This window comes from Mycobacterium deserti, assembly GCF_025345615.1.
Lineage (GTDB): Bacteria > Actinomycetota > Actinomycetes > Mycobacteriales > Mycobacteriaceae > Mycobacterium > Mycobacterium deserti.
Map to the genome: position 1 here is coordinate 400,860 of NZ_JAODWD010000006.1, position 13,804 is coordinate 414,663.

Genomic DNA, 13,804 nt, shown 5'->3' on the forward strand with positions numbered 1-13,804 from the left:
GGAGGCGTGCCAGAGCGGCCGAATGGGACTCACTGCTAATGAGTTGTCCGCCTTAAAGCGGACCGGAGGTTCAAATCCTCTCGCCTCCGCCGGGCTGACTCGTCGGCCATACAACTGAACACATGCGCCCGTAGCTCAACGGATAGAGCATCTGACTACGGATCAGAAGGTTAGGGGTTCGAATCCCTTCGGGCGCGCTCTCTCTTTAGCTGACCTACGGTGGCGGGTAATGACCGAGACACCTTGGGAACCTCCGCTGGCCGCCGACGAACTCGGACACCTCGTCGGTGCGCTGGACCGGCTGCGCGCGACCTTTCGCTGGAAGGCCGACGATCTCGACGCCGCCGGGCTGCGGACACGCGTCGGCTCCTCGGCGCTCACCCTCGGCGGGCTCCTCAAACACCTGGCGATCACCGAAGACTTCATCTTCACCGTCAAGCTCACCGGCGATCCGGTCGGCGAGCCGTGGGAGTCCTTGTGGGACGGCACCGACGACTAGGAGTTCACGTCCGCCGAACACGACCTGCCGGAGCAGCTCTACACGTTCTGGGAGGACGCGGTGGCGCGGTCTCGCGCACGCCTGGACGACGCGCTGGGCCGTGGCGGACTCGATCAGCTCGTCCACGTGTCGGACGCCGAGGGGCAGCACGCGAGCCTGCGCCGACTGCTGTGCGACCTGATCGAGGAGTACGGAAGGCACACCGGCCACGCCGATCTACTTCGCGAAGCTGTCGACGGTCGCGTAGGTGAGGATCCGCCGCCGGGTTGGGTACCGGTCTCGGGTGGCTAAATTGGGAGTCGTGCGGCTGCTGCTCATCGCCGATACCCACGTTCCCAAGCGCGCCCGCGACCTGCCTGCCCGCCTGTGGGACGAGGTCGGCGACGCCGACGTCGTGATCCACGCCGGTGACTGGGTCGATCCGTCGCTCCTCGATGCGCTCGAGGCACGCTCCAAGCGACTGGTGGCCTGCTGGGGCAACAACGACGGGGCAGAACTGCGCCGCCGTCTGCCCGAACGCGCCGACGTGACGCTCGGCGGCGTGCGGTTCACCGTCGTCCACGAGACGGGGGCGGCCACCGGTCGCGAGGCCCGGATGGCCGCGTTGTATCCCGACACCGATGTGCTGGTGTTCGGTCACAGCCACATTCCGTGGAACACGCGCGCGAAAAGTGGCCTGCGCCTGTTGAATCCGGGCTCACCGACCGATCGACGGCGCCAACCGTTCTGCACCTATATGACGGCGACGGTCGCCGACGCGGCCCTGTCCGACGTGGTGCTGCACAAATTGGAGCGGCATGCGTGACCGTCCGGCCCGCCTCAGCGACGTCCACGAGATCGCCGGGTCCATGCCGCACACCAAGAGAATCGAGGGGCCCAAGGGCAATCCGATCTATCAGGTCGGTGGCAAGTCATTCGTGTTCTTCCGGACCCCGCAACCCGACGCCGCAGATCCCGAGACCGGGGAGCGCTACACGGACGTGGTGATGATCTGGGTGGAATCCGAAGCCGACAAGCTGTCACTGATCCAGGATCCCGAATCGCCGTTCTTCACCACCGAGCGCTTTGACGGACATCCGTCAGTCCTGTTGCGCACCAGCCGCTTAAATGAAGTCAGCCGTGTCGAACTGACCGAGCTGATCCAGGATGCTTGGTTGTCGCGGGCCTCGACCCGGCGCGCCGAACGTTGGCTGGCCGAACACCAGAGCTGAGTCAACCCGCCTCGGCGGTACAGATCAGGTCGATGTGTTTGGTGGCCCAGTCGCCGAGCGGGTTGAGCGCCTCCAACAATTCCTCACCCGCGGCCGTCATCGAATACTCCACCCGTGGGGGCACCTCGTGGAAGCTCTCGCGATGTACCACGCCGTGGCGCTGCAACTCCTTGAGATGTTGGGTCAGCATCTTCTGCGAAATCCCGGTCAGACTGCGATGCAGTGCATTGAAGCGCTTGGGCCCTTCTTTGAGCTCCCAGAGGATCAACGGTTTCCACTTTCCGTCCACCACCGCCATCGCCGCGTCCAGCCCGCAGCTGAACTTGCCGAGAGAAGCCACAGCTCACCTCCATTAGTTTCGTCTCGGTAAGTATGGCACCAAATAGTGGGTACTTGTCGAAAACTCCGCGTCCCACCGACGATGGTGCCATGACAACGACACAGCACAAGGTGAGTTTCCTCGGCTTGGGTGAGATGGGCGCGGCACTGGCGCAGGCCGCCCTTTCGGCGGGCCACTCGACGACAGTCTGGAACCGCAGCGTCACCAAAGCGGACCCGCTTGTCGCCGCGGGCGCGCATCGCGCGCACACCGCCGAAGACGCGGTCGATGCGGACCTGATCGTCGTGTGCCTGTTCGACCACGCGTCGGTGCACGAGGTGCTCGATCCGATCGCCGACCGACTCGCGGGCCGCTGCCTGATCAATCTCACGACGACGTCGCCCGACGGCGCACGAGAACTGGCTCGCTGGGCGGACGGCATCGGCGTCGACTACCTCGACGGCGGCATCATGGCGACGCCGGGCATGATCGGCACACCGCAGTCCAGAATCCTTTACAGCGGCTCGCGGCGGATCTTCGACGAGTACAGCAAGCTGCTCGAATTGTGGGGTGCTACCGAATATTTCGGTGAGGACGCAGGTATGGCTTCCCTTTACGACCTGGCCTTGTTGTCGGCGATGTACGTGATGTTCGCGGGGTTCTTCCATGGCGCGGCCATGGTTGGTGCCGCCGGAGTGCCCGCAAAGGACTTCGCCCTCCGTGCGGCCGACTGGCTGACCACGGTCGCACCTTCCATCATCGAGTACGCCGAGGTGATCGATGGTGGGGACTACTCGGTACCCGGCCAGCAGAGTCTCGAGTTCTCGGACATCAGCGACATCGTCGAGGCGAGCCGTGCACAGGGCATCAGCACCGAGGTCGTCGATGTGGTGCAACGACTGATCCATCGCCAGATCGACGCCGGCCACGGCACCGACGGCGTCGCCCGCGTCATCGAGAGCATCAAGAACCCTGAGGTGGCAGCATGACCAACGCGGTCTCGGTATTGGGTCTCGGCCCGATGGGACAGGCACTTTCGGGTGCCCTGCTCGACAAGGGCCACCGCGTGACGGTGTGGAACCGGACGGCGTCGAAAGCCGAGGCACTACGCGCGCGCGGCGCCGTGGTGGCGCCCGACCCGGCGGCGGCCGTCGCCGCCAGCGACCTGACGCTGATCAACGTGGTCGACCACGACGCCGTCGACTCGATCCTGGCGATGACGGGCGACGCCGCCGACGGACGTGTCATCGTCGGCCTGAGTTCCGACACTCCGGACCGGGCCCGGCAGACCGCGAAACTCGTCGCCCACCGCGGCGGCCGCTATCTCGACGGCGCGATCATGACACCGACGTCGACGATCGGAACACCGGAGGCCAGCATCCTTTTCGCCGGGCCACGCGAGATCTTCGACGCACACCGAGACGTCTTCGCGACGCTCGGCGTACCCACCTGGCTTGACGAAGACACCGGCCGTGCGGCCGCGTTCGACATGTCGCTTCTTGATCTGTTCTGGACGTCGGTGTCCGGATTCATGCACGCCATGGAAGTTGCCAAGGCCAACGGCATCGGGCCGAGCGAGTTGTTGCCCCACGCGCTCGGCATCGTCGGCATCCTCTCGCCGATCCTCGAGGAGTTCGTCGAACGCGTCGAGAACAACCGCCACGGCGACAGCAGTGCGCCGGTGTCCTCGGTCGCGGTGTCGGTGCGACACCTGATCGCCGCGTCACACGACGCAGGCGTTGACGCGGGCATGCTCGAAGTGTTTCGCGGTTACGTCGATGTCGCCGTGGCCGACGGGCACGGCGCCGAGGAGGTCAGCAGCATCGCGACGGCGATGGCCGACCGGAGATAGTCAGTCTGTGCGTCCGGCGCTCGTGATCAGCGCGCGGGCACGCGCTCATGCGTCGCGCCGCAGATGAATACGGCCATGCGCGCCGGGGTGTCCGCCGGGTTCTTCCACCTGTGTCGTGTGCCGTTCTGCACGACGGTGTCGCCGGCCCGCAATGTCACCTCCGCGCCGTCGTCGAGCTCGAGCACGACCGTGCCCTCGAGCACCACCTCGAAGTCGATGGTGTCGGTGGTGTGCATGCCCGGATCCGATAGGTCCATGTAGCCGAGCATCCCAGGCATCTTCTCCTCCACATCGGCCAGCGCCGCCTCGACATCGAGATCGGCGGGCGCCTCGCTGCCGAACAATGGGGGGAATGTGAGGATCGCAAACCGGAACCCGCCGACGGGCGGAAAGTAGCTGTGCCACTGCGGCATCGACCCGTCGTCGGGGTACTGCGGCGTGGTGTCCGCGCCCCACAGCGAATGGTTCTGATAGCCCGGCATCAGCATGGTCTCGACGGGTCCGACGGTCTCGTCGCTGACGAACACGGACTTGCCGGATGCATCGTGTCCGGTCACCACTCGGCGCACATTCATCCGGTCAGTCAACCACCCCCGTGCCGACGCAGGGTGAATATCGTGAGGGGCATGGAATCAAGCCGCCCACCCCTGTCATCGAGTCGGGCGATCGCAGCCACCTGATGGGCCTGCCGTTCGAGGACATCTCCGACTTCGCCGACGCCGACCGCGGATTCTTTGCTGCACAACAGCCGTGCGTCATCACAGCCGCCGACGGTGCACCCGAGTCTGTGGCGCCAGACCCAATTGTGCGCCAAACAGGGGCTCTACGAGGTGGTCGAGGGGATCTACCAGGTGCGAGGCTTGGACCTGTCGCACGTCAGCTTCATCGACCGGCGATGTCGATGTGCTGCAGTCCATCATCGCGGTCCTCGATCGCTCGGATCCGGCCTTCAACAGTGTCACGCCCTGACGGTGTCGTGCCCCAGACACCGGGACGTATCGAGGCCGCTGGCACCGGCGCGCTGAAATAGTGGCCCTGTACGACGTCACAACCGAAGTGCCGCAGCATGACAGCGGTTCCGGCGTCCTCGACGCCCTCGGCAACGCTCGCGATGTCCAGCGCTTCGGCCAGTTCGATGATCGACCGCACGATCATCGCGCACCGGCCGTCGTCCAGCATCGGCGTGACGAACTGGCGGTCGATCTTGAGTTCGTCTACGGGCAGATCGCGAAGGTACTTCATCGTCGCGAAACCACTGCCGAAGTCGTCGATGGCGACGCGAACACCCCTGTCACGCAATTGATCCAGCACGCTGCGTGCGCGGACGACACTGGCCAGTAGGACGTCCTCGGTGATCTCGATCGTCAGTGCCTCCGGGGACAGGCCGTGTTCGGCCAGCACCGCGGCCACCCGATCGGGCAGCAGTTCGTCGTTGAGCGAGGGCGTCGACAGGTTCACCGCGACCGGGATTGTCAGCCCCGTCGCATACCAGCCCGCCGCATCCGCGACGGCCATGGGCAGCACCAGATTGGTGACGTGGTCGATCAGGTCGTTCTCCCGAACGAGCGGAAGAAAGTCACCGGGTTCCAGTGTGCCGAACCGGGGATGGGGCCAGCGCAGTAGCGCTTCGACGCCGACGACCTCATTCGTCGACAAGCTGACCTTCGGTTGATAGACCAATTCGAGGCTCTGCTCGTCGATCGCGCACCGGAGTTCATCGAGCAATTGGGTCCGCGCGGCCAGACCGGATCGGCGGCCGACTCTCAGCTGGCCGGACAAATGCAGGTCGGTGTGTTCGTGACGCATCGTCGACTCGTATGCCCGTACCCTGCCGCTCGCGGCGCGCTTGGCCGAGTACATCGCCAGATCGGCCCGGCGAAGAAGCTCGTCAGCCGTGATACCGGAATCTTGCGGGCCCGATGCCGTCGCCAGACCAAGGCTGATGCGCGCGTGCAGCCGGCGGCCGTCCACCACGAGGGGTTCGTCGAAGGCGTCGACGATCAGATCGGCGATGCGCGCCGCCGCGTCGGGCGTATCTCGGATGAGAATCGCGAATTCGTCACCGCCGAAGCGCGCCACGGTGTCGTGGATGCCGACGTTCTGCGCGATCCGACTGCCGACGATGCGCAACAGTTCATCGCCCGCCGCGTGCCCGAGGCTGTCGTTGACCAGCTTGAAGTCGTCGACGTCGAGCAGCAGCACAGCGACGGGACCACGGGCTGCCGGCGTCGGCTGCATCGTTTCGGCCAACCGCTGAGAAAACAGCGTTCGATTCGCCAAGCCAGTCAGTGGATCGCTGAACGCCAAGCCCCTGACGATTTTCAGCAGTTGGTGGTTCTCGTCGAGCAGGGTGATCTGACGGACGAGAGCCGCAACGACGAGGATGACACCGGGGATGACGATGTAACTGTTCCGCTCACTCCCGGACAGCAACTCGGACGCACCCAGGATGACCGCGAACGGCATCGGCGCATACGGCAGCCAGAGCGACAGCCGGGACGGTTCCGGAGCCGGCTTGATGGGAGGGGTCGACGTGCGCCTGGAGGCCAGGCCGGCCAGGCCGATGAGGCACAACCCGGTTGTCCAGCCGACCGGCAGGACTCCGGCGTCGAAGGTATGGCCGTAGATGTAGACGTGCACCCCGTCGGTGACACCGAGGACGACCAGCCCCGACAGCATCAGGATCAGTGACAGCCGTGTGCCCGGGCGTGACCTCACCACGAGCATCGCCGCTATCGCGGCCAGGGCGACGTCGCCCAGCATCGATGCGACGGCCAACGCGAAATGCGGGCCCGACGCATGCTCTGCCACGTCGCGGAGAACGAAGGCCCACGCGACCAAATACAGTGATATCGAGACGATTACACCGTCGAGTACGAGGCGCAGGCCCGACCTCCCGAGCCGTGACGGCAATAGTGCCGCGCCGGCACCGGCGCCGACCGGCAGCAGCAGGTAGCCGACCTCGGCCAACGTCAGCGCCGGGGGACGGGAGGGATCTGCCAACACGGCATAGGTTCGGTACAGATCGGCCGCCACCCAGCCGGCCAGCCCACCTGCCATGCACAGCCAAGAGGCACGCTGGCGCTCGCGGGCGGCGTAAGCGGCGCACAGCGCGCACCCAAGGGCGAACGTGCTCGCGATGACACCGCCGATGGCCCCGGCAACGCGAGTCACCTCCACGCCGCCCCACCCGGCCACCTGCCACCCGGCAAACGCGACGAGGGCAAGTATGGCTGTCGCCATCAGACGCCGCTTCGCCGGTGTCAGCACCTAGACCCCCAGGTTGATGCGATGGCGCCGCTGCCGACAGGCAGGTATTCGAGCGCCCCGACCAGGGTACCCGGGCGCAGTGCCGCGCTGTCAGCAACGCCTAAATTCGACCCGAATTCAACGTCAGGGAAGATCTGCGGCAAAGCGCGAAACGTCGATCAGGGAATGCCGCCGTCCACCCGGACGATCGATCCGGAGGTATAGCTCGACGCGTCCGACGCCAGAAACAGTGCGGCGCCGATGATCTCGGGTGGCTCGCCGAGCCGCCTCAAGGCGAAGTGCTGCGCGCCTTTGGTCGTCGCGGGAATGTCCCAGGCCTTGCTGATATCGGTGAGGAAGGGCCCGGGCATCAGGGTGTTCACGCGCACTGTCGGGCCGTAGGCGAGCGCCAGCCCTTCGGTCAGCGCGTTGAGCCCCGCCTTGGCCGCCGAATACGGCAACTGCTCGGGCTTGGGCCTGCGTGATCCGCTGGAGCTGACGTTGATGATCGACCCGCCGCCATCGGCCACCATGCGGTCCCCGACGAGCGTCGACAACCGGAACGGGCCCTTGAGGTTCAGGTTCACCACCGAGTCGAACAGCTTCTCGGTGACCGAACTCAGCGACTCGTACAGCGGTGACATTCCCGCGTTGTTGATCAGCACATCGACCTTGCCGAACCGCTGGTAGGACGCGTCGACCAGGCCGTCGAGTTCGTCCCACCGCCCGACGTGGACCTGATAAGGAAGGGCGGCCCGGCCGGTCGCGGCGGCGATCTGTTCAGCGGTGGCCTTGCAGGCGTCGTACTTGCGGCTGGCGATGACCACGTCCGCGCCGCACCGGGCCGCGGCGAAGGCCATCTCGCGGCCGAGGCCCCGGCTGCCGCCCGTCACCAGCACGACGCGGTCGGTGAGGTCGAACAGATCGTCAGCGTAGCCGCGAGAATTCACCGCCCTATGGTGGCACGGTGCAATTGCTCATCATTCGACATGCGCTGCCCCTGCGCAGCGAGCCGGGCCAGGGCTCGGACCCCGACCTGTCCGAAGACGGCACCGAGCAGGCCAAGCGGCTGCCCGACGCGTTGGCACGGTTCCCGATCTCACGGCTCGTCAGCAGCCCGCAGCGACGCGCGATCCAGACCGCCCAGCCGGTCGCGGACGCGTTGGGACTGCCGATCGACATCGACGACCGCCTCGCCGAGTACGACCGCGACCTGTCGCACTACACACCGGTCGAGGAGATCTCGAAGGAGGACATGGCGCGCCTCGCCAGCGGGAATCTGCCCAGCGGAGTCGACCAGCCTGCCTTCATCGCCCGCGTCAAGGCCGGCGTCGACGACATCGTCAAAGCCGCCGAACGGGAGGACACCGTCGCGGTGTTCAGCCACGGCGGCGTCATCAACGCCCTCATTCACGACGTCATGTCGACCGAGCGACTGCTGTGCGTGCAGGTCGACTACGCGGGTATCACCCGGCTGCTCTGGTCGTCGCGGCAGGAGGCGTTCTTCGTGGCCGGGGTCAATGCGACCGAGCATGTATGGGACCTGCTGCCCCGAAACCAGCAGTGGTAGACATTTGCGAATGACCACTGAGCCGCTCCCGCCCAGGCCCGCCCGGCTGGAAGGGCTCGATCTCGACGCCCTGGACCGTCACCTGCGGTCCGTCGACATCGCCCGCGCCGGCGAGCTGCGCGCCGAGTTGATCGCCGGCGGCCGGTCCAACTTGACGTTCCTGGTCTTCGACGACGAGTCGAAATGGGTGCTGCGCCGCCCGCCGCTGCACGGCCTGACGCCGTCGGCACACGACATGGCGCGCGAGTACAAGGTGGTCGCCGCGCTCGCCGACACCCCGGTTCCCGTCGCCCGCGCCGTCACGATGCGCAACGACGACTCGGTCCTCGGTGCGCCGTTCCAGATGGTCGAATACGTGTCCGGTCGCGTCGTCCGGCACGCCGACGAGCTGGAAGCGCTCGGTGACGAGGCCGCGATCAGCGACAGCGTCGACGCGTTGATCACGGTGCTGGCCGACCTGCACGCGGTCGATCCGGAAGCGGTCGGGCTCGGCGACTTCGGCAGGCCGAACGGTTATCTCGAACGGCAGGTCCGTCGGTGGGGCTCGCAGTGGGAACTCGTGAAGCGCGAGAACGATCCGTTCGACGGCGACGTCCGGCGGTTGCATTCGGCTCTGGCAGAGGCGGTTCCGCAATCGGGCCGCACCGCGATCGTGCACGGGGACTATCGCATCGACAACACCATGCTCGACTCCGACGATGCCACGGAGGTGCTCGCGGTGCTGGACTGGGAGATGTCCACGCTCGGCGACCCGATCAGTGACGCCGCTTTGATGTGTGTGTACCGCCATCCGCTGTTCAACGTCATCCATGCGAGTTCGGCATGGGCGTCACCGCGTATGCCCGAGGCCGACGACCTCGCCGACCGCTATGCGCGGGCGGCGGGCCAGACGTTGGACAACTGGGACTTCTACATGGCACTCGGCTACTTCAAGGTCGCGATCATCGCCGCGGGCATCGCCTTTCGGGCCCGGATGGGCGGCGGCGTGGCGGCCGACACCGACCGGGTGGACGAGGCCGTCGGCCCGTTGATCGCCGAGGGACTCGGTGCGCTTGGGCGCTAACGAAGCGCGGCTTTGTAGTTCTTCTTCGCGGCGCGGCGCAGTTGGAACAGGCGCGCCGCCCCGGCGAGCGATGCGATCAGGCCGCCGCACACCGCGGCGAACAGGATGGCAACGCCCAGCGGCAGGTGCCACTGCCAGCCCAAGAAGGCGAACTGAGCCGACTCGGTGTTCTGCGCGATGAAGATCAGCAGCACGATCAGAATGAGCAGGCCGCCGATCACCGCCGACCACAATGCGGCGGCCCGAGTGAAGTGGACCTGCTTCACCGACGGCGGCGTGCGATCCGCACCTTCCATGTCGGCGGGCCCGGGCGGAACCGGCGGCCCGGGATTCGGCGGACCGTAGGGTTCCGGCTCGTGTCGCCCTGTCGGCCCGTACGGATCGGTGCTCATGTGTTCATCTTTGCCCCTTCCAGAGGTAGACAAACCACAATTGCGCAGCGGAGTCGAATTCCCGCTCACACAAAGTCGGGCGTAGCTGCGGTGATGTCGATAGTGTCGGTTTCATGACCTTGATGCCGCGACGCCGGCGGGGCCCAGTCGGTGCGGCGGTGATGGTCCTCGTCGCCGTGCTCATCGCCGCGTGTGGCAGCTCCAACCCGCTCGGCGGCGGGGAGGTTTCGGGAGATCTCAAGTCGATCAACGTCGGTTCCGCCGACTTCACCGAGTCGAAGATCGTCGCCGAGATCTACGCCCAAGCGTTGGAAGCCAACGGTTTCACCGTCGGCCGCCAGTTCGGCATCGGTAGCCGCGAGACCTATATCCCTGCGGTGCAGGACCATTCCATCGATCTGATCCCCGAGTACACCGGCAACTTGCTGCAGTACTTCGACGAGGAGGCCACGGCGACCACGCCCGACGCGGTGCTGCTCGCGCTGCTGAAGGAACTTCCCGGCGACTTGTCGATCTTGTACCCGTCGCCGGCCGAGGACAAGGACACCCTCGCGGTCAGTGCGGCCACGGCGCAGCGGTGGAATCTCACATCGATCGCCGACCTCGCGAAGCACTCTGCGGAAGTGAAAGTCGGCGGGCCGTCGGAATTCCAGACTCGCGTGACCGGACTGGTCGGGCTGAAGGACAAGTACGGCCTCGACATCGCACCCGCCAACTTCGTGTCGATCAGCGACGGCGGCGGCCCGGCGACGGTGCAGGCGCTGTCCAGCGGGGCGGTCACCGCGGCCAACATCTTCTCCACCTCACCGGCCATCGAGCAGAGCAATCTCATTGTCCTCGAGGACCCGAAGAACGTCTTCCTCGCCGCGAACGTCGTCCCGCTGGTTGCGTCGCAGAAGATGTCGAACGAACTCAAGACAGTGCTCGACGCCGTCAGCGCGAAGATGACCACCGAGGCTCTCATCGCGCTCAACACCTCGGTCGAGGGTAACCAGGGCGTCGACCCCGACGAAGCGGCGCAGAAGTGGATCAAGGACAACGGTTTTGACCAGCCCATGCAGAAATGACTGAATGATCACCTTCGAGAACGTCACGAAGAAATACCCCGATGGCACCGTCGCGGTCGACGACCTGACGCTTGAGGTTCCCGAGGGCACGCTCACTGTGTTCGTCGGTCCGTCGGGCTGTGGCAAGACCACGTCGATGCGGATGATCAACAGGATGATCGAGCCGACCTCGGGCACCCTGACCGTCGACGGCAGCGACGTCACCAAGGTCGATCCGGTGAAGCTGCGGCTGGGAATCGGCTACGTCATCCAGAGCGCGGGACTCATGCCGCATCTGCGCATCGTCGACAACGTGGCGACCGTTCCGGTGCTGCAGGGTCAATCACGGCGCAGCGCACGCAAATCCGCGATCGGTGTGATGGAGCGCGTCGGGCTGGATCCCAAGCTCGCCGACCGCTATCCGGCGCAGCTGTCCGGTGGTCAGCAGCAGCGGGTCGGGGTGGCACGGGCGTTGGCCGCCGACCCGCCGATCCTGTTGATGGACGAGCCGTTCAGCGCCGTCGATCCGGTGGTCCGCGAGGATCTGCAAACTGAAATCCTGCGCTTGCAAAGCGAATTACGCAAAACCATCGTGTTCGTCACCCATGACATCGACGAGGCGGTCAAGCTCGGTGACAAGGTCGCGGTGTTCGGTCGCGGCGGCGCCCTGCTGCAGTACGCCGATCCCGCATTCGTGTTGTCGAACCCGGCGGACGAACGCGTCTCCGAATTCGTCGGCGCCGACCGCGGCTACCGGGGTCTGCAGTTCTTCCATGCGACGGGTCTGCCGCTGCATGAGATCCGGCACGTCGCCGACGGTGAGGTCGACGGGCTCAACCTGGCGTCCGGCGAATGGGCGCTGGTCATCAAGGCCGAGAAGCCGTACGCCTGGATCAACGCCGAGGGTGTCGAGTTGCACCGCAAGGGAAGTGCGCTCTACGACAGCACCGTCGGCGGCGGATCGTTCTTCCACCCGGACGACACGCTGCGCCAAGCGCTCGACGCCGCACTGTCCTCACCGAGCGGGCTCGGGGTCGCGGTCGACGACGCCGGCCGGTTGATCGGCGGTGTGCGAGCCGACGACGTGCTCGAGGCACTCAAGGAGCAGCGCCGCATCCCGGAGCTCGGCTAGCAGATGCGCTACCTCTTCACGCACCTGGACGACCTCTGGGCGTTGACGCTGATCCACCTGCGCCTGTCACTGGTCCCCATCGTGCTGGGGCTGGTCATCGCGGTGCCGCTCGGCGCCTTCGTGCAGCGGACCACCACGCTGCGCAGGCTGACGACGGTCACCGCGAGCATCATCTTCACGATTCCGTCGCTCGCGCTGTTCGTCGTTCTGCCGCTGCTCATCCCGACCCGTATTCTCGACGAAGCTAATGTCATTGTGGCGCTTACGCTTTACACCGTGGCGCTGCTGGTGCGCGCGGTGCCGGAGGCGTTGGACGCGGTGTCGCCCGCGGTGCTCGACGCGGCCACCGCGGTGGGCTACAAGCCGCTGACGCGGATGCTGAAAGTCGAGCTACCACTTGCCGTTCCGGTCCTGGTCGCCAGCCTGCGCGTGGTCGCGGTCACCAACATCTCGATGGTGTCGGTCGGATCGGTGATCGGCGTCGGCGGCCTCGGCACCTGGTTCACCGAGGGGTATCAGGCCAACAAGAGCGACCAGATCATCGCGGGGATCATCGCGATCTTCGTGTTGGCCATCGTCATCGACACGCTGATCATGTTCGCGGGCAGAGCGCTCACCCCATGGACCCGTGCATCGAGTGCGGGCGGCAGCCGACGGGAGAAGGCGGTGGCCGGATGAGCCCGATGAGCTTTCTGACCGACGCGCTGTCCTACATCTTCACGGCGGCCAACTGGGGAGGACCCGCCGGACTGACCGCGCGCATCGTCGAACACCTGGAGTACACGTTCGTCGCCGTCGTCTTCTCGGCATTGATCGCCGTGCCGTTGGGCATGCTCATCGGTCATACCCGGCGCGGCACGTTCCTGGTCGTCACCGGTGTCAACGCGCTGCGTGCACTGCCGACGCTGGGGGTGCTCCTGCTCGGGGTGCTGCTGTGGGGTCTCGGCCTCGTTCCGCCGACGGTGGCGCTGATGCTGCTGGGCATCCCTCCGCTGCTGGCAGGCACCTATGCCGGCATCGCGAACGTGGATCCCGCGGTCGTCGACGCGGCGCGCTCCATGGGCATGACCGAGCGGCGGGTGCTGTTTCGGGTCGAGACGCCGATCGCGATGCCGCTGATACTCGGCGGGCTGCGCACGTCGGTGCTGCAGATCGTGGCGACGGCCACGGTGGCCGCGTACGCGAGCCTCGGCGGCCTCGGCCGCTATCTGATCGACGGCATCAAGGTGCGCGAGTTCAGCATCGCGTTGGTCGGCGCGCTGTTGGTCACCGCGCTGGCCTTGATCCTCGACGCGGCGCTGGCGTTGGCGGTCTGGCTTTCGGTGCCCGGCACGGGGCGGTTGGCGACGGTGGGCCGCCGGATGCCGCAACCGTTTCTCAGTGACGAGGTCGCTGTCGAATCGCGTCCGCGCTCAACGTCACAGAGCAGTTTCTCAGCACGTTCCGATTGAGGGGACGCTTCGCCTACGGT

At 66.2% G+C, this 13,804-nt stretch carries 15 protein-coding genes, 2 tRNA genes and 2 pseudogenes; 14 read left to right on the top strand and 5 right to left on the bottom strand.

What is annotated here, in order from left to right:
• The 5 genes and pseudogenes from N4S67_RS24740 to N4S67_RS24760 all read left to right on the top strand — a co-directional run bounded on the left by N4S67_RS24740 (position 1) and on the right by N4S67_RS24760 (position 1,710).
• Positions 1-89: transfer RNA gene (locus tag N4S67_RS24740), tRNA-Ser, on the top strand.
• Between the two features lie 35 nt (positions 90-124).
• A tRNA-Arg gene (locus tag N4S67_RS24745) sits at positions 125-197 on the top strand.
• A 32-nt stretch (positions 198-229) separates the two neighbouring features.
• A pseudogene (locus tag N4S67_RS24750) lies at positions 230-790 on the top strand (mycothiol transferase).
• Positions 791-800: 10 nt separating this feature from the next.
• Complete coding sequence (locus N4S67_RS24755; RefSeq protein WP_260995827.1) at positions 801-1,304, top strand: metallophosphoesterase family protein; 504 nt, start codon at positions 801-803, stop codon at positions 1,302-1,304.
• Complete coding sequence (locus tag N4S67_RS24760) at positions 1,297-1,710, top strand: MmcQ/YjbR family DNA-binding protein (RefSeq protein ID WP_260995665.1); 414 nt, start codon at positions 1,297-1,299, stop codon at positions 1,708-1,710. Before N4S67_RS24755 ends, N4S67_RS24760 begins: the two co-directional genes overlap by 8 nt.
• A gap of 1 nt (position 1,711) precedes the next feature.
• On the opposite strand, the gene N4S67_RS24765 is transcribed toward N4S67_RS24760, so the two are convergent.
• Positions 1,712-2,050: a winged helix-turn-helix transcriptional regulator gene (locus N4S67_RS24765; RefSeq protein WP_260995666.1), complete on the bottom strand. Its 339-nt coding sequence runs from the start codon at positions 2,048-2,050 to the stop codon at positions 1,712-1,714.
• An 89-nt stretch (positions 2,051-2,139) separates the two neighbouring features.
• Here N4S67_RS24765 and N4S67_RS24770 point away from each other — a divergent pair, with 89 nt between their 5' ends.
• Both N4S67_RS24770 and N4S67_RS24775 read left to right on the top strand, forming a co-directional pair.
• Positions 2,140-3,018 carry an NAD(P)-dependent oxidoreductase gene (locus N4S67_RS24770; protein WP_260995667.1) on the top strand — a complete coding sequence of 293 codons (879 nt, stop codon included), beginning with the start codon at positions 2,140-2,142 and terminating at the stop codon, positions 3,016-3,018.
• Positions 3,015-3,881 (top strand): NAD(P)-dependent oxidoreductase, encoded by an 867-nt coding sequence (locus tag N4S67_RS24775; protein WP_260995668.1) that lies wholly within the window; start codon positions 3,015-3,017, stop codon positions 3,879-3,881. The genes N4S67_RS24770 and N4S67_RS24775 overlap by 4 nt, the downstream gene beginning before the upstream one ends.
• A gap of 26 nt (positions 3,882-3,907) precedes the next feature.
• On the opposite strand, the gene N4S67_RS24780 is transcribed toward N4S67_RS24775, so the two are convergent.
• A complete protein-coding gene (locus N4S67_RS24780; protein ID WP_260995669.1) occupies positions 3,908-4,456 on the bottom strand; it encodes a cupin domain-containing protein in 549 nt (182 codons plus the stop codon).
• A gap of 104 nt (positions 4,457-4,560) precedes the next feature.
• On the opposite strand from N4S67_RS24780, the pseudogene N4S67_RS24785 reads away from it, so the two are divergent.
• Positions 4,561-4,771: pseudogene (locus N4S67_RS24785) on the top strand (MBL fold metallo-hydrolase); the annotation flags it as partial.
• Here N4S67_RS24785 and N4S67_RS24790 read toward each other — a convergent pair.
• Both N4S67_RS24790 and N4S67_RS24795 read right to left on the bottom strand, forming a co-directional pair.
• Positions 4,764-7,124 carry a putative bifunctional diguanylate cyclase/phosphodiesterase gene (locus tag N4S67_RS24790; RefSeq protein WP_313959984.1) on the bottom strand — a complete coding sequence of 787 codons (2,361 nt, stop codon included), beginning with the start codon at positions 7,122-7,124 and terminating at the stop codon, positions 4,764-4,766. The pseudogene N4S67_RS24785 and the gene N4S67_RS24790 sit on opposite strands and share 8 nt — an antisense overlap.
• A gap of 185 nt (positions 7,125-7,309) precedes the next feature.
• Entirely contained in the window at positions 7,310-8,080 is a 771-nt protein-coding gene (locus tag N4S67_RS24795) for an SDR family NAD(P)-dependent oxidoreductase (protein ID WP_260995670.1), read from the bottom strand.
• Between the two features lie 17 nt (positions 8,081-8,097).
• On the opposite strand from N4S67_RS24795, the gene N4S67_RS24800 reads away from it, so the two are divergent.
• Both N4S67_RS24800 and N4S67_RS24805 read left to right on the top strand, forming a co-directional pair.
• Positions 8,098-8,700 (top strand): histidine phosphatase family protein, encoded by a 603-nt coding sequence (locus tag N4S67_RS24800; protein ID WP_260995671.1) that lies wholly within the window; start codon positions 8,098-8,100, stop codon positions 8,698-8,700.
• Positions 8,701-8,710: 10 nt separating this feature from the next.
• Complete coding sequence (locus N4S67_RS24805) at positions 8,711-9,763, top strand: phosphotransferase family protein (protein WP_260995672.1); 1,053 nt, start codon at positions 8,711-8,713, stop codon at positions 9,761-9,763.
• Here the strand turns inward: N4S67_RS24805 and N4S67_RS24810 are convergent.
• Positions 9,760-10,155 (bottom strand): LapA family protein, encoded by a 396-nt coding sequence (locus N4S67_RS24810; protein WP_260995673.1) that lies wholly within the window; start codon positions 10,153-10,155, stop codon positions 9,760-9,762. The genes N4S67_RS24805 and N4S67_RS24810 overlap by 4 nt on opposite strands.
• Positions 10,156-10,268: 113 nt before the next feature.
• On the opposite strand from N4S67_RS24810, the gene N4S67_RS24815 reads away from it, so the two are divergent.
• From N4S67_RS24815 to N4S67_RS24830, 4 genes are read left to right on the top strand one after another with little or no spacing between them, the layout of a single operon-like run.
• On the top strand, positions 10,269-11,222 hold the full coding sequence (locus N4S67_RS24815; RefSeq protein ID WP_260995674.1) for an ABC transporter substrate-binding protein: 954 nt from the start codon (positions 10,269-10,271) through the stop codon (positions 11,220-11,222).
• A 4-nt stretch (positions 11,223-11,226) separates the two neighbouring features.
• Entirely contained in the window at positions 11,227-12,333 is a 1,107-nt protein-coding gene (locus N4S67_RS24820; protein WP_260995675.1) for an ABC transporter ATP-binding protein, read from the top strand.
• A gap of 3 nt (positions 12,334-12,336) precedes the next feature.
• Positions 12,337-13,011: an ABC transporter permease gene (locus N4S67_RS24825; RefSeq protein WP_260995676.1), complete on the top strand. Its 675-nt coding sequence runs from the start codon at positions 12,337-12,339 to the stop codon at positions 13,009-13,011.
• Between the two features lie 5 nt (positions 13,012-13,016).
• A complete protein-coding gene (locus N4S67_RS24830; RefSeq protein WP_260995829.1) occupies positions 13,017-13,784 on the top strand; it encodes an ABC transporter permease in 768 nt (255 codons plus the stop codon).
• Positions 13,785-13,804: the final 20 nt, after the last annotated feature.